General features: G+C 44.6%; 20 protein-coding genes. 3 read left to right on the forward strand and 17 right to left on the reverse strand.

Annotation, left to right across the window (positions count from 1 at the left end):
- Positions 1-106 precede the first annotated feature (106 nt).
- Positions 107-1,876, forward strand: a complete 1,770-nt coding sequence (locus MKX49_RS16815) for an SH3 domain-containing protein (RefSeq protein ID WP_340877106.1) — start codon at positions 107-109, stop codon at positions 1,874-1,876.
- A 64-nt stretch (positions 1,877-1,940) separates the two neighbouring features.
- Here MKX49_RS16815 and dtd read toward each other — a convergent pair whose 3' ends face one another.
- From dtd to MKX49_RS16845, 6 genes are all read right to left on the reverse strand, one after another.
- Entirely contained in the window at positions 1,941-2,384 is a 444-nt protein-coding gene (gene dtd / locus MKX49_RS16820; protein ID WP_053535817.1) for a D-aminoacyl-tRNA deacylase, read from the reverse strand.
- A gap of 15 nt (positions 2,385-2,399) precedes the next feature.
- The gene (locus tag MKX49_RS16825; RefSeq protein ID WP_034308787.1) at positions 2,400-4,598 is read right to left on the reverse strand and encodes a RelA/SpoT family protein; all 2,199 of its coding nucleotides are present in this window, start codon (positions 4,596-4,598) and stop codon (positions 2,400-2,402) included.
- A 318-nt stretch (positions 4,599-4,916) separates the two neighbouring features.
- Complete coding sequence (locus MKX49_RS16830; RefSeq protein WP_034308789.1) at positions 4,917-5,429, reverse strand: adenine phosphoribosyltransferase; 513 nt, start codon at positions 5,427-5,429, stop codon at positions 4,917-4,919.
- Complete coding sequence (recJ, locus tag MKX49_RS16835) at positions 5,420-7,795, reverse strand: single-stranded-DNA-specific exonuclease RecJ (protein WP_340877107.1); 2,376 nt, start codon at positions 7,793-7,795, stop codon at positions 5,420-5,422. Before recJ ends, MKX49_RS16830 begins: the two co-directional genes overlap by 10 nt.
- Positions 7,796-7,940: 145 nt before the next feature.
- Positions 7,941-10,202 (reverse strand): protein translocase subunit SecDF, encoded by a 2,262-nt coding sequence (gene secDF / locus MKX49_RS16840; RefSeq protein ID WP_340877108.1) that lies wholly within the window; start codon positions 10,200-10,202, stop codon positions 7,941-7,943.
- A 196-nt stretch (positions 10,203-10,398) separates the two neighbouring features.
- Positions 10,399-10,704, reverse strand: a complete 306-nt coding sequence (locus MKX49_RS16845) for a post-transcriptional regulator (RefSeq protein WP_034308797.1) — start codon at positions 10,702-10,704, stop codon at positions 10,399-10,401.
- Between the two features lie 170 nt (positions 10,705-10,874).
- On the opposite strand from MKX49_RS16845, the gene spoVB reads away from it, so the two are divergent.
- Entirely contained in the window at positions 10,875-12,437 is a 1,563-nt protein-coding gene (gene spoVB / locus MKX49_RS16850) for a stage V sporulation protein B (protein ID WP_318291764.1), read from the forward strand.
- A gap of 29 nt (positions 12,438-12,466) precedes the next feature.
- Here spoVB and MKX49_RS16855 read toward each other — a convergent pair whose 3' ends face one another.
- Positions 12,467-13,123 carry a DUF421 domain-containing protein gene (locus MKX49_RS16855; RefSeq protein WP_252270455.1) on the reverse strand — a complete coding sequence of 219 codons (657 nt, stop codon included), beginning with the start codon at positions 13,121-13,123 and terminating at the stop codon, positions 12,467-12,469.
- 193 nt (positions 13,124-13,316) lie between these two features.
- Between MKX49_RS16855 and MKX49_RS16860 the strand changes: the two genes are divergently transcribed.
- Positions 13,317-13,688 carry a TIGR04086 family membrane protein gene (locus MKX49_RS16860; RefSeq protein WP_096337820.1) on the forward strand — a complete coding sequence of 124 codons (372 nt, stop codon included), beginning with the start codon at positions 13,317-13,319 and terminating at the stop codon, positions 13,686-13,688.
- 51 nt (positions 13,689-13,739) lie between these two features.
- Here MKX49_RS16860 and yajC read toward each other — a convergent pair whose 3' ends face one another.
- The 10 genes from yajC to safA all read right to left on the reverse strand — a co-directional run bounded on the left by yajC (position 13,740) and on the right by safA (position 23,213).
- The gene (gene yajC / locus MKX49_RS16865; protein WP_048683727.1) at positions 13,740-14,024 is read right to left on the reverse strand and encodes a preprotein translocase subunit YajC; all 285 of its coding nucleotides are present in this window, start codon (positions 14,022-14,024) and stop codon (positions 13,740-13,742) included.
- Between the two features lie 43 nt (positions 14,025-14,067).
- Positions 14,068-15,207, reverse strand: a complete 1,140-nt coding sequence (tgt, locus tag MKX49_RS16870; protein WP_034308807.1) for a tRNA guanosine(34) transglycosylase Tgt — start codon at positions 15,205-15,207, stop codon at positions 14,068-14,070.
- Between the two features lie 36 nt (positions 15,208-15,243).
- Complete coding sequence (gene queA / locus MKX49_RS16875) at positions 15,244-16,272, reverse strand: tRNA preQ1(34) S-adenosylmethionine ribosyltransferase-isomerase QueA (protein WP_063575570.1); 1,029 nt, start codon at positions 16,270-16,272, stop codon at positions 15,244-15,246.
- A gap of 38 nt (positions 16,273-16,310) precedes the next feature.
- A complete protein-coding gene (locus tag MKX49_RS16880) occupies positions 16,311-16,517 on the reverse strand; it encodes a DUF2905 domain-containing protein (RefSeq protein WP_048683720.1) in 207 nt (68 codons plus the stop codon).
- Positions 16,514-17,512, reverse strand: a complete 999-nt coding sequence (gene ruvB / locus MKX49_RS16885) for a Holliday junction branch migration DNA helicase RuvB (RefSeq protein WP_034308811.1) — start codon at positions 17,510-17,512, stop codon at positions 16,514-16,516. Before ruvB ends, MKX49_RS16880 begins: the two co-directional genes overlap by 4 nt.
- Positions 17,513-17,523: 11 nt before the next feature.
- Positions 17,524-18,138 carry a Holliday junction branch migration protein RuvA gene (ruvA, locus tag MKX49_RS16890; protein WP_057276624.1) on the reverse strand — a complete coding sequence of 205 codons (615 nt, stop codon included), beginning with the start codon at positions 18,136-18,138 and terminating at the stop codon, positions 17,524-17,526.
- Positions 18,139-18,468: 330 nt separating this feature from the next.
- On the reverse strand, positions 18,469-18,978 hold the full coding sequence (locus MKX49_RS16895) for a BofC C-terminal domain-containing protein (RefSeq protein WP_419775894.1): 510 nt from the start codon (positions 18,976-18,978) through the stop codon (positions 18,469-18,471).
- A 100-nt stretch (positions 18,979-19,078) separates the two neighbouring features.
- Positions 19,079-19,678, reverse strand: a complete 600-nt coding sequence (locus MKX49_RS16900; RefSeq protein ID WP_340877113.1) for a YhcN/YlaJ family sporulation lipoprotein — start codon at positions 19,676-19,678, stop codon at positions 19,079-19,081.
- 102 nt (positions 19,679-19,780) lie between these two features.
- The gene (locus MKX49_RS16905; RefSeq protein WP_170956534.1) at positions 19,781-20,728 is read right to left on the reverse strand and encodes a phosphotransferase; all 948 of its coding nucleotides are present in this window, start codon (positions 20,726-20,728) and stop codon (positions 19,781-19,783) included.
- Positions 20,718-23,213 (reverse strand): SafA/ExsA family spore coat assembly protein, encoded by a 2,496-nt coding sequence (gene safA, locus MKX49_RS16910; protein ID WP_340877115.1) that lies wholly within the window; start codon positions 23,211-23,213, stop codon positions 20,718-20,720. Before safA ends, MKX49_RS16905 begins: the two co-directional genes overlap by 11 nt.
- Positions 23,214-23,514 lie beyond the last annotated feature (301 nt).

The following is a 23,514-nucleotide window of genomic DNA, read 5'->3' on the forward strand; positions in this document are numbered from 1 at the left end:
TAAGCTCTATTCTTTCCTAAAAAAAATGTTTTTTGCACACGGAGAGAGGGAAATTTTCATTGAACGAGAATACATACATATAGACATTAAAAGGGAGAGACAACTTATGAAGAAGAAATCGGGTTTATTCGGCCTGACACTGATGCTGATATTCTCAGCGATTTTCCCCGTCCATCACGCTTTTGGAAAAGATGATGGGGAAAATATCGTGACGACCCAAGTGGTCAATGTCCGTGAAGGTGCAGGTCTCAGTTTCCCTATCGTAAAAAAACTGTCAAAAGGGGAATCGTATCCCATTCTGAATGAAGATGGCGACTGGATTGAAATCCGGATTGGCACCGGCAAAACGGGCTGGGTTGCCAATTGGTTAGTGGAGAGACAAACAGGGTCTGATACCAATCAGGTCAAAAAGGAATCCGGACAAGGGACGATATCAGGCAGCTCCGTCCGTGTCCGAACAGGTCCAGGCACTACATTTCAAACGGTTGGTTCCTTGAGTAAAGGAACCTTCGTTGACATCATTGAAAAGAATGAGAATTGGATAAAGGTCAAAACGGCGGATATCGAAGGCTGGGTCTCTTCTGACTACATTACACTTCCCTCCGCATCAGAAAAAACAGCGAAGAAAGATCCAACTAAGGAAAAAGGAACGAATCAATCCGTGAAAACCGGAGTAACTTTGGTGGACCGGCTCAATGTCCGTTCGGAACCGTCGACAAGCAGTGCCGCTCTCGGAAAGCTGAATAAAAATACGTCAGTGACCGTCTACAGGGTTGAAAATGAATGGGCTGAAATTGATTTCCAAGGAACCCGCGGTTGGGTAGCTGAACCTTACATACAAGTAAGCGAAGATCATGTTGATATGAAAAAGGACACGGCAGGCGCAACTGCAAGGGTGACCGCTACAGGTTTAAATGTCAGGAATGAAGCCTCGCTCTCAAGCAAGGTCATCGGTTCGGTGAACAAGGATGAGACTTACGCCGTGCTCCAAACAAAGGGAAATATGACACAAATCCAGCTAACTGGTTCCAAAAAGGGCTGGGTAGTGAGTTGGTACCTGGAAAAAGAGAATGTTGAGCAAACGGCGAAGGAAAAAAAGGTTGAGGTAAAAGGAAACAAGATTACCATCATTCATGATGGTACGATCCTTAGAAATGAGCCGGATGGCAACTCGGGGATTGTAGAGCAGGCCAATGCAGGTGAAACATTCACGGCATCAGGTATGGAAGGCGACTGGTATTCCATTAAACTAAAGGGCGGAAAAACAGCTTATGTGGCCGGATGGATCGTGACGATCGAAGGGAATGCCGAGCAGATCCAACGACCTGGCGTCGAGAAATACCTAAAGGATAAAACGATTGTCATCGATCCCGGACATGGCGGCAGGGATAGCGGTACAATCGGGGTCGGTGGAACACTTGAGAAAAACCTGACGATTCGAACGGCAGAATTGCTGCGGGACAAACTTCAGGCGGCAGGAGCTAAAGTGATCCTGACCAGGAGCGGAAATACTTATGTTCCACTCCCTTCCCGGGTCAGCACTTCTCATATACATAATGCGGATGCTTTCATCAGCCTCCATTATGATAGCACCAAGGACCAGATCACCAGCGGGATAACCACATACTACTATCATGACTACCAGCGTGCGTTGGCGGCTACACTGGCCAATTCACTCGGTTCCACCATGCAGGTGCCCAATCGCGGATCACGATACGGGAATTACCATGTTACCCGTGAAAATAAACGGGTAGCTACACTCATTGAACTAGGTTATTTAAGTAATCCAGTGGAAGAGTTGACATTAACGTCGAATGAGTATCAAGAAAAAATCACATCGGCCATCTATAATGGCCTGGCACGGTATTTTAAATAAGAACTAGAAAAGCCAGCTTCGCATCGAAGCTGGCTTTTCTACAAAAAAAACCTGCCGCAGCAGGTCATTTTTTGCTTTCAAGTATTAATGTGACGGGACCGTCATTAGTAAGCTGAACATCCATCATGGCACCAAATTGACCTGTTTCCGTATGGACGCCTTTTTTGCGGAGTTCTTCGTTAAATGCTTCATATAATTCATTCGCCTCTTCAGGACGGGCGGCGTCCATGAAGTTCGGTCGACGGCCTTTACGGCAATCGCCGTATAAGGTGAATTGTGAAACCGATAAAATCGAACCTCCCACATCCAATAGTGAGTGGTTCATCTTTTCATTTTCATCTTCAAATATTCTAAGATTGACAATCTTTTCGGCCAAATAGGCGGCGTCATCGATCGTATCTCCATGGGTGACACCAACCAACAGGACGAGACCGCTGTCGATTTGTCCTATTATTTGGTCTGCGACAACTACTTTTGCCGCTTTGGAACGTTGTAAAACAACACGCATGGCAATAAAAACTCCTTAGTTCATGATCCTTCTAACGGAATAAACATCTGAAATTTGTTTAATACGGTCGACAACCTTTTGCAAATGGGCAATGTTATGAATATAAATCGACATGTGAATGGTCGCCACCTTATTCCTGTCGGATTTACCCGAGACCGCTGAAATGTTGGTCTTGGTTTCATTGACGGCTTGAAGGACTTCATTCAATAAGCCGCGACGGTCATAGCCGCTGATTTCAATTTCCACGATGTATTCCTTGCGTTCGTTAATCGTACTTTCCCATTCAACCGGTACAAGGCGATGATCGGCATCCCCGCTATCCAGGTTCGGGCAATCTTGCCTATGAACTGAAACTCCACGGCCTTTGGTTATATAACCAACGATTTCATCCCCTGGTACTGGGTTGCAACAGCGTGATAAGCGGATAAGCAGGTTATCAATCCCTGGTACCTGTACGCCCGAGTCACGTTTTTTAGATGTATTGGAGAAGGTTTTCAGATCGGCTACCGCTTCAGAAATATCCGCTTCCTGCTCGACCATTTTCTGCTTACGCCATTTTTCAGTAAGGCGGTTAGCTACCTGAAGGGCTGTTATTCCGTTATATCCGACTGCTGCATACATATCCTCTTCATTCAGGAAGTTGAATTTATCCGCAACACGCCTGATATTCTCGGCAGCCAGGATTTCCTTCAGGTCGAACTCCATATCCTTGATTTCCTTTTCAACAAGCTCTTTGCCTTTTTCGATATTTTCTTCCCGGCGCTGCTTCTTGAAAAATTGGCGGATCTTATTTTTCGCTTGAGATGTTTGCGTTAGTTTAAGCCAATCCTGACTTGGACCATATGAATGCTTCGATGTTAAGATTTCTATGATATCGCCAGTTTTCAGTTTATAATCCAGCGGTACCATTTTCCCGTTCACTTTGGCACCAATCGTTTTGTTTCCGATTTCCGAATGAATCCGGTAAGCGAAATCAATCGGGTTGGATCCTGATGGCAGTTCGATGACATCGCCTTTTGGAGTGAAAATGAATACCATATCAGAAAAAAGATCTATTTTAAGGGATTCCATGAATTCCTCGGCATTAGTCGCATCATCCTGGAATTCAAGAATTTCCCGGAACCATGTCAATTTTTCTTCCAATGAAGGCTGTTCACCGACATCTTTTCCCTCTTTATAAGCCCAGTGCGCAGCAACCCCGAACTCGGCAATGCGATGCATATCGGAAGTACGGATCTGCACTTCCAGCGGATCGCCTTTCGGTCCGATCACCGTCGTATGGAGCGATTGATACATATTCGGCTTCGGCATCGCGATATAGTCTTTAAATCGGCCAGGCATCGGCTTCCAGCATGTATGGATGATCCCTAAAACGGCATAGCAATCTTTTATGCTATTGACGACGATCCGAACGGCAAGCAAATCATAAATTTCGCTGAACTGTTTATTTTGCAAAGCCATTTTGCGATAAATGCTGTATATATGTTTCGGCCTTCCGGATAGGTCAGCCTTAATGTTGACTTCCTCAACGTTTTTACGCACTTCATCAATGACTTCTTCCAGATAGTTTTCACGTTCTGCACGCTTTTTCTTCATCAGGTTGACGATTCGGTAATACTGCTGAGGATTCAAATACCTTAGTGCAGTATCTTCCAGTTCCCATTTAATCGTGCTGATACCGAGACGATGGGCAAGCGGTGCGAAGATTTCCAACGTCTCATTCGATATCCTTCTCTGCTTTTCCTGCGGCAGATGCTTCAATGTCCGCATATTATGCAGTCTGTCCGCAAGCTTGATCAAGATGACCCGTATATCCTGGGCCATCGCCACGAACATTTTCCGATGGTTTTCCGCCTGTTGCTCCTGCTGTGATTTGTATTTGATTTTCCCTAACTTGGTCACGCCATCCACAAGCATGGCGACTTCAGGACTGAAATTTTCTTCAATATCCTTCAAAGTGATCTCCGTGTCTTCAACAACATCATGTAAAAAACCTGCCGCAATGGTTGCAGGGTCCATTTCAAGATCAGCCAGAATGCCCGCCACTTGAATCGGATGAATAATATACGGCTCTCCCGATTTACGGAATTGTTCTCGGTGAGCATACTCTGCATACTTAAACGCTCTATGAATAAATTCAGCTTCTTCCGGCTGAAGATATAAGCTGGCCCGTTCTACAACCTGCTCGGCAGTCAATATTTGATCATTAGCCATTTAATCACCTTAACCCCACTTTAACTGCCACCGGATATGATCCGGATTGAGTATGATTGGTAGCACTTCCCTTTATTCTGCAAAACGTGACAATTTTTGCGAAAAAAAATAAATCCGCTTAAACGGATAAAAGTGCAAATAAACTTATTAGCAGAAAAACTCTTTATTATTACTATTATCGAAAAAAAAGGCAAGGATGTAAAGAGTTAAACGTGTATTTTATTAAGAATAGTGCATTTTTTCACTGGAAATTCGACAAAATCCAGCTAAAATGGGGAAAACAGAAAGAGAGCACCCTGGTCAGAGTGCTCTCCTTTATTAAAAGCTCATTAATGTCAAGACATCATAGCCGTCTAATTTATCTTTTCCATCCAAGTCGGTCAATTCAATAAGGAAGGCAATCCCGGCTACAATTCCGCCAAGCTGTTCAACCAATTTGATCGTCGCTTCGATTGTTCCCCCGGTAGCAAGCAAGTCGTCCGTAATCAGGACACGCTGTCCCGGTTTAATGGCATCTTTATGGATTGTCAATACATCCTTGCCGTATTCTAAACCATATTCGACTTTTATCGTTTCACGTGGAAGTTTTCCTTCTTTTCTCACTGGTGCAAAGCCCACTTCCAATGAGTATGCGACTGGACATCCGATAATGAATCCGCGTGCTTCCGGCCCGACCACCAAGTCGATATTTTTATCGCGAGCATACTCGACGATTTGGTCTGTTGCGTATTTATAAGCTGCGCCGTTATCCATTAATGTTGTAATATCTTTGAAGACGATACCCGGTTTTGGCCAGTCTTGCACAATTGTTACATATTGCTTTAAATCCATTGCTTTGTTTCCTCCTCAAGGTCTGTTGCCTCATGAACTAAATAATGATTGAACCAATCGAATAATTGCTGATAGGAAGAATAAACAAGCTCTTGTTCAAGCTCAAATTGCTCTTTCTTTCTTGTATACGATTCAGATTCACTGAGATCGCGTTTTTTCGCATTGGTTGTGAGCATAATTAACCCATTTTCTATTGTAACAAAATCAAGCTCAAAAAACACCTTAGAAATGAAATCCACTGTATCTCTTGACCAGCCGCGATATTTGGCCAGGTCATCACCATATCTTTTCACATCAAGCGGACCCTTCTTGGCAAGGAAGGCATAAAACCATTTAAAATGATCCCTTGTCGGCATCGTACTTAAGAAATGGTCCTGTTCATGGGAAAGGTGAGCGTAGATACGGGAAGGGTTCTTTTTGGCAATCACCCGTTTCAAAAATTCCCTGGACGGCGGCATGTCCATGAGTACCAAATGCCCTTCGAAGCAGTCGAGCTGCTCAGCATCCAGTTCATTCTCGATATGAACGAGATCTGGATGGTTTTGCAAAAATGGATATCTGCTATAAATATCTTCCGAGAAAATGACGATCTTCCGGTTTTGTGCAGGAATGTCGGCAAGCCACTTCTCTGCCTGTCCCTTGCCGCGGTAATCGAATAACTGCCAATGGTCCACCGAGACATCCTGGACAAAGATCTGGGGCTTTTTCATATTATTCCACTTATTGATGGAGAGCTCTCCAATCACCGAAACTTCAGCGTGCGGAGCTATTTCATCGACAAAATGACCGAGACCGAAGCCCACACCGTCAAGTTTGTGTTTTTCACCATCTTCCAGCTGAACCTTCAAGTGATTTTGGTTGGCACCAATTTTGCGGACACTTGAAAGTTGTACGGAATCTATCAAAATCTTCGGCTTGGGATTCGTAACCCCAAATGGTGCAAGCAAGCTCATTTCCTGAATCGTTTGAACGGAAACTTCAGCTAAAGTCGTAGCACCGTCCAAGTTTGTAATCGGTGTGAAGTCCTCTTCGTTCAGTTCTTCCTTCGCAATCAAGTTCATGCGGTCCCTAAGCTCCTGAACATCTTCTATTTTCAACGTCATTCCAGCTGCCATGGGATGTCCACCGAAATGAGGCAGCATTTCACGACATTGGGAAAGACTTTGAAAAAGATCGAAACCAACGATGCTCCGAGCAGAACCTTTAGCTAATCCCTTATCCCGATCATAGCTCAATACAATCGTCGGCCGGTAAAAGCGTTCAACAAGTTTAGAGGCCACAATCCCCACAACTCCGGCATTCCAGCCTTCCCTGCCGATGATGAGCACGCCATTGGACTCCGGCGGGAAGTTTTCCTCGACTTCAGCAATCGCTTCCTCAGCCATTGCTGCAACCATTTCCTGCCGCTCTTTATTGATATCGTTGATTTCATTAGCAAGTTCCATTGCTTCTTCCAGATTTGCGGACATCAATAAATCAACAGCGGGATCGGCATCTCCAAGGCGGCCGACAGCATTGATCCTCGGTGCCATTGCAAAGCCGATCGATTCTTCATTCAATGCTTCCTGCTGAACATTCGCCACTTTCATTAACGCAACAAGTCCCGGGCGGCGAGTCAATCGTAACTGCTCGATGCCTTTCGCAGCAATGACGCGGTTTTCCCCTTGTAAAGGCACTAAATCCGCTATCGTCCCGATTGCCGCTATTTCTAGCAAATCCTCAGGCAATTCCCCAAGCAAGGCGTGTGCAAGCTTAAATGCGACTCCTACTCCGGCAAGTTCTTTAAATGGATAGGAACTGTCCTCCAGTTTAGGATGGATGATCGCCAATGCCTCAGGCAATTGCGGTCCCGGTTCATGGTGGTCAGTCAAAATATAATCCATGCCTAGCTCGGCGGCAAGTTTCGCTTCAGCGACTGCGGAGATTCCGGTATCGACGGTTATTAATACCTTCACACCTTGCTCGGCTGCAAGGCGGAATGCCATCGGATTCGGACCATATCCTTCTGTAAACCGATTCGGGATATAAAAATCAACATCGGCCCCCAATCTCGTCAGCGCCGTCATCATCACTGTGGTCGATGTCACGCCATCCGCATCATAATCACCGAATATACGTATTTTTTCTCCATTTTGAATGGCTTCTTTTATTCTATATACTGCTTTATCCATATCCTTCAATAAAAATGGATCATGAAAAGTTTGATTTTTTACAAATAAAAACGATCGGGCACTTTCAATCGTATCCAGGCCTCGATTCACAAGCAGGGCTGCAACCAAAGGTGTGATATGAAGCTCTTCAGCTAGTACAGCAACTTTGTTTTCATCGGCAGTTCGCAAGTTCCACCGGGTTTTTGGCTTTAACATTTATTCACCCCTCAACCTACTCATTATACAAAACGAATATACCAGTTTCAATTTTATTTTAAACTCATAATTGGTTGTAATTCCCTATTCAATAAGCTAGTTCAACAAAAAGAAGGCTGGCATCACGCCAGCCCCCTTTCACCTATTAAACTTGTCCTTCAAGACTTTGTTTCTTTTCTTTTGCGGTATTCAGCGGACCTTTTTTCTTCAATTCCCTGATTTTTAAATCAAGCCAGAATTGGGAAGCGATCAATAGCGATGAATACACGCCGCATATTAAACCGATAAACAGGGCAATGGAGAAGTTACGAATAGCTTCACTGCCGAAGATCATCAACGCGATGACCGTAATAAGAACGGTCAGAACCGTGTTAATGGATCTAGTCAGCGTTTGCCTGATACTGATGTTCACAATGTTCTCAAGCTCTTCTGCGGTTTTGATTTTACGGCTGAAGCGCAGGTTTTCACGAATACGGTCAAAGGTTACGATCGTATCATTGATCGAATAACCGACGATCGTCAGAACCGCAGCAATGAAGGTGATATCCACTTCGAGCCGGAGCAAGCTGAAAATCGTGATGATGAAGAATGCATCATGTATAAGCGCGACCACGGCAGGTACAGCCATTCGCCATTCAAATCGTATCGATACATACAATATGATTCCGATTGAGGCAATCGCTAACGCAAACATGGCATTTTTCGCAAGCTCTTTTCCTACGGTCGGTGATACGGTGCTGACATTCGGTTCTGCTCCGTAATCCTTCTTGAAATGGTCCTTCAATTCAGCAATCTCTTGCTTATCAAGGACACCGACTGTCCGAACGACAGCATTTTTATTGTCTTGTCCAGCGAGCCTGACATCCTTGATATCATCTTCGTCGATACCGACCTTTTCCATTTCGGTTTTGACTTGCTGAGTCGTCAAGACATCTTTGGACGCAATCTCGATTCGGGTGCCGCTCGTGAAATCAATCCCAAGATTCAATCTGAAGACGAGCAGGAAGATGATTCCGATAATGGTGACACCGATTGAAATGCCGTAAAAAACTTTCCGATGTTTCACGAAATCGATTTTATCAAAGCGTGTTGGCAATGACATTAAATCCATTTTCTCGGATAAATCGTGAATATGTTTCTTCTTCACGCCGAACCATCCTGTACGTTTGTCCAGGAACCCGCTATTCACCCACAGGCTCATGAAGAGGCGTGTACCATAAACGGCAGTAATGAAACTCATTAAGATCGAAATGATCAAAGTGGTGGCAAACCCTTTAACCGAGCTTGTTCCATAATAGAACAGTACGGCCGCAGCCAACAGGGTCGTTAAGTTGGCATCCGTGATTGTAGCAAGTGAATTCTTGGTACCTTCTTTATAAGCTGCCTTAACCGATCTGCCAAGTTTCAATTCATCCCTGATTCGCTCATAGGTTATGATATTGGCGTCGACAGCCATCCCGACCCCAAGTACCAATGCCGCAATACCAGGCAGCGTAAGGACCGCATTCATCCAATCAAACACTAATAGCGTCAAGAAAATGTAGATGCTTAAGGTGACGACTGCAATGAATCCCGGGAAGCGGTAATACACAAGCATGAAGATGAAAACAAGTGAAATTCCGATGATTCCCGCAAAAATAGTATCATTCAGTGCACCTGCACCGAATTGGGCACCTACTGAAGTGGAGTACTTTTCTTTCAAATCTACAGGCAGGGCACCTGCATTCAGAAGGGCTGCAAGCTCTTTCGCTTCTTCCAATGTGAATTGACCGGTAATATACACCTTATTCGTATTGAAAACTTCACTGACAGCTGGAGCTGAAATCATATTGTCTTGTGAAGAGGTATCCTTAATGGAATCTTTTCCTTCCTCGAAATCCAGCCAGATTGCAAGTACATTTGTCGGCCTTTCCATCGAGGAAATTTTTTGAGTGATTTCTTTAAACTTATTCACGTCTTTCAGCGTGACTTCGACAACCGGTTTATTCTCTTGGAACGTTTGTTTCGCGCCGCCTTCTTTCAGGTCGGCACCGGTCATCATTTCCTTATCGTTGTAATCACGGAAGGATAATTTAGCTTGTGTAGAAAGGATTTCCCGAGCGTTGTTTTGGTCTTTGACCCCAGCCAATTGAACGCGGATCCGGTCTTTCCCCTCTATTTGTATGTTAGGCTCGCTAACCCCCAACACATTAACACGCCGTTCAAGTGAGCTTACTGTAGCCCGTAAAACTTCCGGGGTGATCTTTTCCCCTGACAGCGGTTTTACTTCATATAACACTTCAAACCCGCCTTGAAGATCAAGACCCAGCTTGATATCCTTTAGGATTCCTTTTGAAGTCGTACCCATCGCTGCGAAAATCAAAAGTGCGATTAGAAAAAACGCAACGATCCTGCTTCTTTTTACCATTATGTAGTAGGCCCCTTTCTATAATACGCCTGTTCCTGAAGTTAATAAAACCGTCATTTTTTGTTTATATGATCACTGCATACCCTTTGCTTTTTGAGAAAAAAGACACAGCTTTCCATACTTTTTCCAAAAAAAGCATAACCATATCTATTATGAGTCATATACAAACAGCTGTCAATTTAAGTATATCTTTGCGTTATTCTTTCAAAAGCTCCTTCAGTTCCTCTTCAGAAAGCGGCTCGAATAGGTTCGGTGATTTATAAGCTTCGACCATTTGGAAGGTCATGAACTGGTTGCTCGAAAATGTCACGATATCTGCGACAAGTTCATGAAGGTGAATGTTTTCCTGCGGGCGCTTCCATTTATTTTTGGTTAAGGTTCCCCATATGTCTTCCTCTGTTACGGCATTCAATCCGACCATTTGGAATTCCTCACGCTTACTCTTCAAAAATGGACGCACCTTTAGATAATACCTTTGATAGGGATGATTCTTTTTTGCCATCATTTTGCCTCCAGTAAAATGATTCTCAAATGAATGCGCATTTTCTTAGAAGGGTTTCTTATCATTTGTTAGAACGCAAACAAACACTTTTGTCATGCTTTGTCCAAGTACAAGCATATAGATAATTGTATAGCATAACCGCTTTTTTGAGAAGGCAGGGAGGGAGTTCAATGTCCAAATTTTTAAAAGGGACGCTGATTTTATTAATCGCAAGCCTGATTACAAGGGTTCTTGGTTTCATTAACCGTATTGTCATCGCCCGCTTCATCGGCGAAGAAGGCGTTGGTTTATATATGATGGCTTTACCGACACTCTTTCTCGTCGTGAACATAACCCAGTTAGGTCTGCCAATCGCGATTTCGAAATACGTGGCCGAAGCCAATGCCAGAGGTGATGAACGGAAAATCAAGAAAATCCTTGTCGTCTCTTTGGCCTGCACCTTTACTCTATCGATGATTTTCACTCCTGCGATGCTGCTTTTCGCGCCGGTTCTATCAGAATACCTATTTACGGACGAACGGACGTTATGGCCGCTCATGGCGATTGCCCCAATCGTACCGATCATCGCCATTTCATCCGTACTGCGCGGTTATTTCCAAGGCAAGCAAAATATGAAGCCCTTCGCTTTCTCACAAGTTATCGAACAGGTGGCCCGAATCACTTTCATAGCCGTCCTGACCAAGGCCTTTTTGCCATATGGAATCGAATATGCGGCAGCTGGGGCAATGCTTGCATCGATTATCGGTGAGCTTGTATCTCTTATCTACTTATTGACCAGCTTTAAAATAAAGAAACATTTTAAGTTCAGAAAGGGTTTCTTCAAGAATGTCAAATCCGGAAAAGGAACGTTCACCGAATTGATGGGGATTGCCCTTCCTACCACCGGAAGCAGGATGATTGGATCAGTATCGTGGTTTTTCGAACCGATAGTGGTCGCCCAGAGTTTAGCACTTGCCGGAGTCACCGCGGCCGCAGCCACCAGTCAATACGGGGAGTTGACTGGATACGCTCTGCCTTTACTCATGCTTCCTTCCTTCGTTACATCATCATTGGCGACGGCACTTGTCCCGGCAGTGAGCGAAGCCCGTACGACCGGAAACTTTTTACTCGTTGAACACAGGCTTCAACAAGCCCTGAAAATCACCTTTATCACAGGCTGTTTAGCTATCGTCATTCTGTTCATCTTTGCTGAACCGATATTACAAGTCATGTATGGATCTTCGCATGCTGCTGTTTTCATTAAATTCCTGGCACCTTTTTTCATCCTTTATTATTTTCAATATCCGCTGCAATCCATGCTGCAAGCACTGGACCTTGCAAAGGCCGCAATGTTCAACAGCCTGGCTGGGAACATTCTTAAAATCGGTGTGATCTGGCTGCTGGCTTCAAAGGAAAGTTTCGGGATCATGGGAGCCGCAATCGGGATAGCTGTCGGTACGATGCTCGTTACTTTCCTGCATTTTTCAACCGTGCTGAAGGTCGTCCCTTTCACGCTTCATTTCCGAAGCTATATGTCAGCTCTGGTCCTTGCTTTAATTTCAGGATGGGGTGGTTATTATCTTTATCAATTCCCGCTCTCCTCACAGCCTATCGGCATACGGCTTTTGCTTTCCGTAACCGTCGTTATCCTGCTGTTCACATTTTTCCTGCTCATGACCGGCAGCATAAAAAAGGCCGATCTGATCAGGATTCCTGTAGTGGGCGGCTTTTTGTCAAAATTGGCTTGGAAATAAAATGAACCGAAGCATTCAAAGGCTTCGGTTCATTTCTTCGTTTCATTTTTATCGATGTAAATTTGGCCATCTATGTACCCGCAAATCGAAATCTCTTTAACCTTCGTTTCTCCATGTTCTTTTAACTGATTCAGAAGCCAAAAATGGTTTTTCCCAATTTTATCAAGGTTTTTTTCCTGTATCTCTCCGTCGACAATCAGCGGGAATGGCACCTGACTTTCCGACCCTTCTTTGTCGCTTTTTTTAATCACCGAGAGCCTTCCTGAAGTTTCAAGGATGGCAAATTGCACTTCGTTTATATCAATAATTCCTTGTTCACGAAGTTGCGTCAATAAGTCATCAAAATTATATCGTTGTCTGCGCATCGCTTTTTCATCTATTTTCCCCTGATTAATGATGATCTGGGGCTTACCGTCCATGAAATAGCGTAATTTAACACTTTTCAATGAGGCAAAGGCCAATGTGATTTGGAGGAATGCGAGGACAAACATTGGGATAGTCTGTCGGATAAACGGTTTTTCCAAATCTTCAAAGGATAGCACAGCAATGTCCCCTATCATGATGGATACCACTAAATCGAGAACGCTCAATTCCCCAACTTCCCGCTTACCCATCATTCGAAAAAGGAACCAGATGACCAGATAGATTACCGCCGTTCGAAATATAATCCCTAGATAGATATCCAATTCAACAACACTTCCTTCATCCATAGCATGGCTTGGGAACTGAAAAATTACTCCATAATCTTTTCTAATTTTACGGGAAGCTTCTTAAACCTGGTCTAAAGGTTCGATATCGGGAATATGCTTGTACAAACACATAAACAGGCTATACGTATCAGCCTTTTAAAAAGGAGGAATACCCATCGAAACTAAAAAAATGAGTGTCGCCGTAATTTATGGCGTAGGCTCCATCTTTGCCATAGCGATGATTGCTAGTTTAATCGTTTCCATCCTTCTTCGTTTTACTTCACTGACGGAATCATCCCTGACATACGTGGTCATGATCGTGTCCTTTTTATCGCTGTTCATTGGTGGATTCATATCAGGAGGCAAAGGGAAAAAGCAAGGATTATTCTTGGGCGGAAGCACTGGGCTGCTTTATCTGTTGGTCGTGTTCCTTTTTCAATATTTAGGTCACGATGCCCTTTTCACCATCAAGCAATGGATATACTATGGCTGTTTTGTGATTACGGCCATGATGGGTGGCGTTCTTGGGGTCAACATGAGTTCCGACTCACGCTCCGATTAAAAAAGACAGCAAAAAACCGGGCACATGCACATGGCCCGGTTTTCGTTTGTTTTATAGGGATGTTTCCTTATTCGGTGCGCTTTCCGTAATTTCACGGATTGCTGCACGGTCAAAAGTCAGTTTTGTACCGTCTGGTGATTTAATGACGATTTGCAGTTCATCGATTGCATCGATTGTTCCATGCATGCCGCCGATAGTAGCAACTTTATCACCTTTTTTCAAACTGCTTTGCATGTTTTGCGTAGCCTTTTGGCGTTTTTGCTGCGGACGGATCAATAAGAAATAGAACAATACGAACATTAAAATCAACGGAAGTATTTGTGTTAAAGAACCCATTTAAGTATATTCACTCCTTTCGTTCATTAAAATATTTATGGAATTAGAAGTTTCTCGCATTTGGTTCATTGAAACCATACTGCTCAAAAAACTCTTCCCTAAAGTCTCCAAGACGATCTTCTCGAATAGCTTGTCTGACCTGTTCCATCAAGTTTAACAGAAAATGAAGATTATGGTAAGTCGTAAGGCGAATTCCAAAGGTTTCTTCACATTTAATCAAGTGGCGGATATATGCCCGGCTATAATTCTTGCAAACATGGCAATCGCAATTTTCATCGATTGGACCGAAATCGCGTGCATACTTCGCATTTTTCACAACCAGCCGCCCATTGCTCGTCATGAGTGTACCATTACGTGCGATTCGCGTCGGCAGTACACAGTCAAACATATCAACACCGCGGAGTGCACCATCGATCAATGAGTCCGGTGAACCGACCCCCATAAGATAGCGCGGTTTGTCAGATGGCAGCAGCGGAGTAGTAAACTCAAGGACGCGGTTCATGATGTCCTTCGGTTCCCCTACGGATAGTCCTCCAATAGCATAACCCGGGAAGTCAAGGGAGACAAGGTCTTTTGCACTTTGTTTGCGAAGATTTTCAAACTCCCCGCCTTGAACGATTCCGAACAGCCCTTGGTCATTTGGACGCTCATGCGCATTCAAGCAGCGTTCCGCCCAGCGCGATGTCCGTTCAACCGACTTCTTCATATACTCTTCAGTCGCCGGAAATGGCGGACATTCATCAAATGCCATCATGATATCGGAGCCAAGCGCATTTTGTATTTCCATCGCTTTTTCAGGGGATAAAAATAATTTATCGCCATTCAGATGGTTCCTGAAATGCACACCCTCTTCTTCAATTTTGCGGAACTCGCTTAAACTGAAGACTTGAAAGCCGCCTGAGTCGGTCAAAATCGCCCGATCCCAGTTCATGAACTTATGCAATCCGCCAGCTTCCTTGATGATTTCATGCCCCGGACGCAGCCATAGGTGGTACGTATTGCTCAGGATGATGCCTGCCCCCATTTGTTTCAAATCTTCCGGGGACATCGTTTTGACAGTAGCCATCGTTCCAACCGGCATAAATGCCGGCGTTTCAAAAGAACCATGCGGCGTATGGACCCGGCCTAGCCGTGCCCCTGTCTGTTTACATGTTTTGATTAACTCATATCGTATTGCAGTCAACGCAATAACTCCCTTCAAGAGCTTCTCACTCTTATATTACTTAATTAACATTGCATCTCCAAAACTAAAGAACCTGTATTTTTCTTCCACAGCCGTTTCATAGGCATGAAGGACATGCTCCCTGCCTGCAAGTGCAGAAATAAGCATGATTAAAGTCGATTTAGGCAAATGGAAGTTCGTTATCATCGCATCGATCCCTTTGAACTCATAACCAGGATAAATGAAGATGCTCGTCCAGCCATTCTCTTCCTTGAAAACCCCGTCATTACGGGACGCAATCGTTTCCAATGTCCTTGTGGACGTAGTGCCGACCGTAATGATTTTCCCGCCTTTTTCCTTCACGTCATTCAGTAATCTGGCAGTGCCTTCCGTCATTTGATAAAATTCCGAATGCATTTCATGGCTGTCAATATCGTCGACACTTACCGGACGGAATGTACCAAGCCCGACATGCAGCGTGATGAAGGCGATGTGGACACCCATCCCTTTAAGTTTCTCCAGCAAATCCTCCGTAAAATGCAGGCCAGCGGTAGGTGCCGCTGCAGATCCCCGTTCCCGCGCATAAACGGTTTGATAGCGGTCCTGATCATCGAGTTGTTCCTTGATGTATGGAGGTAACGGCATTTCGCCCAGCTTCTCTAGTATTTCATAAAATATGCCATCATATTTAAATTCAAGGATACGGCCGCCATGCTCGAGTACACCTGTACAGACGGCACTCAGCTTACCATCGCCGAAAACGATCGTCGAGCCTTCCTTAATCCGTTTGGCCGGCTTCACAAGCGTTTCCCATACATCATCATGCTCTTGCTTAAGCAGCAATACCTCGATTTTTGCACCCGTCCCTTCTTTACTGCCGTATAGTCGGGCCGGAAGCACCTTTGTATCATTCAACACCAGACAATCTCCCGGTTTGATATATTCCGTGATATGGCTGAATACATCATGCTGGAGCTTACCGGTTTCTTTGTCCAGCACCATCAATCTACTTGCTTCCCTATCCTCCAAAGGAACTTGGGCAATCAGTTCCTCCGGTAAATGAAAATCAAACATATCCAATTTCATCTGTTCCACTTCCTTACGTGTCTATCAAGCTGTAATCATTATTTAAAACGGCCGATCAAATAAAAAATCGCGGACAACACAACACTGACGATGATTGATGTAACGATAGGAAAGTAAAAAGTCGTATTCCCCTTTTTCAGAAAAATATCTCCCGGCAGCCTGCCGAGATGAATATATTTCATCGCAAAACCAATCACGAATATAACCACTCCCAGAATCATGACCATCTTTGGTATATTCATCATTCAGGCATCTCCATTCCGAAATGCTCATAAACAAGCTGTGTTGCCATCCGGCCTCTAGGGGTACGCTGAAGAAAACCGACTTGCAACAGATATGGTTCATACACATCTTCGATCGTATGTGCCTCTTCGCCAATCGTTGCCGCAATCGTTTCCAGGCCCACGGGCCCGCCACGGAATTTTTCAATGATCCCTTTAAGTAATTTATGGTCAATATGATCGAGTCCTAAACGGTCGACCTGCATTAATTCAAGCGCATAATCGGCAAGCTCGGCCGTTATCGTCCCATCACCGCGTACCTGGGCGAAATCCCTGACCCTCCGTAAAAGACGATTGGCAATTCTCGGGGTGCCCCTTGACCTTCTTGCAAGCTCTGCCGCTGCTTGATCATCCATTTCCGTATCCATGATTCTTGCTGTACGGATGATGATATCAGTCAAATGGTTTTCCGTATAATATTCAAGACGGCTCAAAACACCAAAACGGTCCCTGAGCGGTGCAGACAGTGAGCCTGCCCGTGTCGTGGCCCCTACGAGGGTGAACGGCGGCAAGTCGATCCTGATCGAACGGGCTTCCGGTCCCTTACCGACTACTATATCCAGACAAAAGTCCTCCATAGCCGGATAAAGCACTTCCTCAACGACACGGGGAAGACGGTGAATCTCATCAATGAACAATACATCACCTGGTTCAAGTGCACTCAAAATGGCCGCCAGATCTCCCGGCCGCTCAATGGCGGGGCCGGAAGTCGTGCGGATATTTACACCCATTTCATTGGCGATGATGACGGCAAGCGTCGTCTTGCCAAGACCAGGCGGTCCATATAAAAGTACATGATCGAGCGTTTCTTCACGCATTCTTGCCGCCTCGATGTATACACTCAAATTCGCTTTCACTTTATCCTGTCCGATATATTGCTTTAAGTTTTGCGGCCGCAGGCTTTGTTCAAAGGACAGTTCGTTCAGATCGGCTTCCTGATTGAATATTCTCTCCTCCATTGCGCCACTCCTTATCTTAACATCATTTGCAATGCTTTCTTAATATATTGCTCGGTCGTCATATCTTCAGCCTGCAATTTCTTGGCTACCTTTTGGACTTCCTTTTCAGAATAACCAAGAGCCTTCAATGCAAGAATGGCTTCATCCAATTCCTCCGTATAACCATTTGGACTGATTGCAGCCGTGACGCCTTCGTTAAACAAGCTTGGAAACGCATCAGGTATAATGTTCTCCAGTTTCCCTTTTAAGTCGAGAATCATTTGCCGTGCCGTTTTCTTTCCGACTCCCGGGAATTTCACCAAAAATGATTCATCTTCATTTTCGATCGCCTGTACCACCTGATCAACCTGGCCTGATGCCAATATCGCTAGAGCACCCTTCGGCCCGATTCCGGTTACATTCAATAATTTTGTGAATAACGCCTTTTCTTGACGAGTCTGAAATCCGTATAATGCCACCATATCCTCACGAACATAATGATACAGGAAAACTTGGATTTCTTTCTGGTATTGAGCGGAAAAAATAAAAGGATTCGGCGTCATCACTTGATATCCGATCCCCCCATTTTCCACAACTATGTATTCAGGTCCAATATAATCGACCTTGCCTTTTATATAATCATACAAATTAATTCTCTCCCTGATTTTGCTGTACCTCTCATTTTATCATAAAAAGGGGGTGTTGTTCATTAAAAGTTATTTCATAATCGGCAAAGTCTATTCACGGGGAATTCCGGGTGTCACCTCACTGCTTAAAACAAAGTTGATTGAAACAGGCGTGCAAGACTAGCGTCCAAGGGAGACCCGACAGGCGCAAAAGCACCAAGGGTGGACCGTCCGCGGAAAGCATGCCTGCAGTGGAAATCAACGGTAATGGTAAACACCAAAAAAACTGTAGACAACTCTCCATCATTATCGAGTTAGTCTACAGTCTGAAGGGTGGGATATCATCCCACCCTAGTTTACCGAATATGGCTCATATTCTTTAATGAGCTGTTTATATTGGTCTTTATTCATGATCGGAATCCCTTTTTGCAGTTCCTCCTGCTTGTATGCTTCAAGTTTACCAACGTCTATTTGGTAGAATGTATGAATGATCTTGGCGTGCTCAGGCCTGCCGATAAAAATAGATAATGTACCATCTTCCCTCATCCCAAGGTAACCATTCGCTTTTAACAGAGGAGATATGTCATTCTCAATTTTCTTCATGACAATCTGCTCTTCATTTTGATCGACTACTTGCCATCCTTCATATTTTGCCCAAAAGTCCTCCATCGACCAAATTGTTTCTGTCAATTTCTCTTCACTTAACTCGCCATCCAAATACATACGCTGAAGAATGACCTTCCTTTCAATTGGATCATTTTCCTTTTGAACGGTTTCTTCCGCAAAAACGGTTAAGCAAAATGGCAATATGAAAAGTGCCATGATAAATTGGATTCTAAGTTGATTAAACAATATACTCACCTCTTAAGGCGTTTACTTTTTATGTAGTTTGACCCAAATAAGGATTATTAACCAGAAAAAAATCAAAAAGAGCTGACTCCAAGTCGGGTCAGCCCACAAATTATTTTAAGTGATTTTCGTGGATGTTAAGGTTATCGAACATGTCATTGGCATCCAAAATGATCATTTCCCTCGTATCTCCATCCCGAAGATTGTTATCAAGTGTCATCGTCCTGAAATAGACACCTTCGTCGGTGGTTACATATAGGGTACGGCCATTGGTAAGCGGTCCGATCTCCTTTTTGATTCTTTGTTTGACATTTTTTGCTTGGCTGTAGTCATCAAGCAGCAAGGCTACCAGCATTTCATCTTGCATGATGATTGTCCTGGCATCGCTAACCTGCTCCACTTTATTGGCGACACCATTTACTCTGTCGGCTAAAGATCCTTCATAAGAATTATAATAAGATGATTTAGCCTTTAGCGGCTTACTTTCATGTCCATGGTAGTTACGGTCACTCTTACTGTACGCATCATCTTTATTGTATAAACCTTGCACCATATTCTCATAATTGATGTTTCGCACCAATGCATCTTTTTCATGGTACCCTGTATCATTCGTGATATTTTCATTTTCCGCTGTATCATTATTAGCACATCCAACCAAACTGACGGCGGCCAATACCGTACAAAGCGGCTGTGCCCATTTTATTTTCTGCACCAATAACCCTCCCATTGCAATAGAATGAGCTATATTCCGCTCATAATTAGCATGGGTGTCGAAAGGGAAATGTACTCTGTAAGATACGGCCAAAAACCCGTTTTAATTCCTATTAAGGGAAGAAATCCTTTTCGCCAATTTTTCATTCATCTCCATCCGCTCCGAAAAACCTTCCACGGTCATTTTCCAGACCGAATGAAGCTGGGAAGAACTTTTATTAAGACGATTCCATTCACGGAAGATATCGGTAGGGTAAGTTAAAGCATATAAAAAGGCCAGGTCTGACTGATACCTTTGCAATTGCGGCACTTCCCACAGCTCGTTGGCCGCATCTTCCAGATGTGGCGAAATTCGATTTGCATACTGTAAGTAATCAATGCACCTTGGGGCATTGGCCATTAAGTCAAAATCGATTAAAGTCAAAGTGCCGTCCGCTCTCCGCAAGAAATTATGGTGGGCGCAATCACCATGAATGATGACTTTCTTTTCCTTATCCCATAAAGACTGATATTTATCAAACCCCTCTAGCGACCATTCCCCCCATCTAATCCATTCCTTGATAATATCTTCGGAAACATATTGGCGAACATAAGAAAAGTTCTTTTTAAATAGTGATAAGCGTTCTTTCCACTTTTTTGATTGATTGAAAACAGGCGCGTTAATGGAGAGATTTTCCGACACATCATGGAAGCTTTCCAGTAACTGAATGCCTTCTAAGCGGTCCTTATCATTGGAAAACCTGAATTTTTTCTTGTTCGGCGGAAAATAGTCCATACTGCCATACCATTTCCCTTTAAATTGAAAGGGCATTAAATTCTGATGAATATAATACGTTTGATGAAATCCCTTTTGTTTTAATAAAGAAGTCAGTTCTCTTTGCCGATCCCATTTTTCAAAACTGTCAAATCCTTTAAGGATCATTGAATGACCTTTTTCAAAAGTTATTAAATAGACACTGCTTTGAATATGGTGGACATTCTTTGGCTTACGATTTAAATAAGAGAGGAGACGAGTGTTAAAAACACTGTCTCCTTGATGATTAGTAGTCATCGCTTTCATCTACATATGTCGGTATCCCAAATGTTTCAGGTGCACGAACGCCCCCGAATTGACCTGGCTGGCCTCCCATTTGTCCAGGTAACATAGCTTCAGGCTGCCCCCCAAGCTGTCCGCGCATCATGTCCGGCTGACCACCAAATTGTCCAGGCATCATTCCTGGTTGACCTCCGTTTTGACCACCCATCATGCCGGGCTGGCCTCCGTTTTGACCGCCCATCATCCACGGCTGGCCTCCATTTTGGCCGCCCATCATCCCTGGCTGGCCTCCATTTTGACCGCCCATCATCCACGGCTGACCTCCATTTTGACCGCCCATCATCCACGGCTGGCCTCCGTTTTGGCTACCCATCATGCCGGGCTGGCCTCCGTTTTGACCGCCCATCATCTCTGGCTGATCTCCGTTTTGGCCGCCCATCATCCCTGGAGGACCTCCTATTTGCATCTCCTTTATGCCGGGCTGGCCTCCGTTTTGACCGCCCATCATCATACCTGGCTGACCTCCGTTTTGACCGCCCATCATCATGTCCGGCTGACCTCCGTTTTGGCCGCCCATCATCATACCTGGTGGCTGGCCTCCGTTTTGGCCGCCCATCATCATACCTGGTGGCTGACCTCCGTTTTGACCGCCCATCATCATGTCCGGCTGACCTCCGTTTTGGCCGCCCATCATCATACCTGGTGGCTGGCCTCCGTTTTGGCCGCCCATCATCATACCTGGTGGCTGACCTCCGTTTTGACCGCCCATCATCATGCCGGGCTGACCTCCGTTTTGGCCGCCCATCATCATGCCTGGTGGCTGACCTCCGTTTTGGCCGCCCATCATCATGCCTGGTGGCTGACCTCCGTTTTGACCACCCATCATCATGCCTGGTGGCTGACCTCCGTTTTGGCCGCCCATCATCATGCCTGGTGGCTGACCTCCGTTTTGGCCGCCCATCATCATGCCTGGTGGCTGACCTCCGTTTTGGCCGCCCATCATCATGCCTGGTGGCTGACCTCCGTTTTGGCCGCCCATCATCATGCCTGGTGGCTGACCTCCGTTTTGGCCGCCCATCATCATGCCTGGTGGCTGACCTCCGTTTTGGCCGCCCATCATCATACCTGATGGCTGACCTCCGTTTTGGCCGCCCATCATCATGAATTCTTCCGATTCTACTGACTCATCATCAAATTGATATTGCATATCCATTCCCATCTGAGACTCTTTAGGTGACATCCCAGGGGATGGGGCCTGTTGCTGTGATTGAACGGATTGATATTGGTGATAATCCGGATGGTGATGTGCATCCATCCCTTGGTTCCCTTGATACTGTCCCTTCACTTCCGGTCCATAAGTTCCAAGCAGCCCCTTATTACAGCCGCAATCTTCCTCTTCCTCACCGGCAGTCTGTGAAAACTGAGGGAAGTTTTGATTGTAGGAAGGTGATTCGCCTGGTGACTCATAATCTTGTTGCATATATGAACCTGCTTGAGGTTGTTGATTCATCCCTCCATAATAATGGTGCGGAACCGGCGCGGAGGCTTGATATGGATAATATTGCTGGCTTGGTGCATTCATGCTCGCCCCTTGGACAAATCCATGATCCATCATTGGCATGTCAGGAGATTCTCCCCAAATATCAGAGCTCTCTTCCATCATTTGATAACCATGCATTTCCGGAGCCGCCTGATACCCTTGAACGCCTTGGTATGGGGCTTGCATGTCTTGCATGTGCATCTGCGCCCACGGTGGCGGTTGAATGCAATAGCCGCTTCCAGGCAAGATTGGCGTTACTGGAATACAATCATCCACCGGCTCATCCTGAGCTGACTGTACAGCTGGCTTTTTCTTCTTCTTTTTAGTGACTGCAGGCTCTTCTTTTTTCTTTGGTAAAGGCGGTGGTGCAGGAGGCTTTTGCACACTCATATTGGTCATGTTGACCATATAATAATTATTAACATCGATTTCTGGAATTACCGGCATCGGCACCGGCATTTCTTTTGGAACGACTTTTTCCTTTTCTTTAATGATAGGCTTTGGCTGAATGATTTGCTGCTCTTTTTTTGGTTTTTGAACGATTGGTTGCTCTTTTACAGGCTGTTGAAATTTCGGTTGCTCTTTTACGGGCTGTTGAAATTTTGGCTGTTCTTTTACCGGTTGTTGAAATTTCGGTTGCTCTTTTACGGGCTGTTGAAATTTCGGCTGTTCTTTTTCAGCCGGTTTTTGCATAATTTGCTGCTCTTTCATTGGTGCTGGCTGAGCCTGATACGGTTGAATTTGGGATTCTTTCATTCCCGGCTGAATATTCACGTTTGGTTTACCCGTTTCTTTTATTACAGCTCCGGATGTCCCTGGAATTTTAATTTTCATTCCGGGCATCATCATGTCCGGGTTGCTCAATTGCGTGTTAACTTTTTTAAGTTCTTCAAAACTGACGCCGTATTTTTTGGCGAGTTTCCAAAGTGTATCGCCTTTTTGGACTATATGAATTTTCACGCTGTTAACCCCTCCTGTGCATATGTCCATATATTCTATGAAGCAGTGGGTGAAATGCTATTATTTTTATCATGAAAACTTATGCGTGAAAAATGACTTTTATGATTGGTTCAATGATTTAGGGACATGGAAGCTACTTTTTTGGAGAAGAAATAAATGATATGACATCTTAACCATTGCATTCATTCTAAGAGAGGAGGCAATGGTTTTTTAGTTAGGAAGCCATCATGTTCTAAAATGCTTCTTTCAAGCTTCTGTCTAAATTCAGGGAAATCCGGGTATAAGAAAGTAAATGGCCTAA

The sequence above is a fragment of the Peribacillus sp. FSL M8-0224 genome, from assembly GCF_038003055.1.
In the GTDB taxonomy this organism is placed as follows: Bacteria; Bacillota; Bacilli; order Bacillales; family DSM-1321; genus Peribacillus; species Peribacillus frigoritolerans.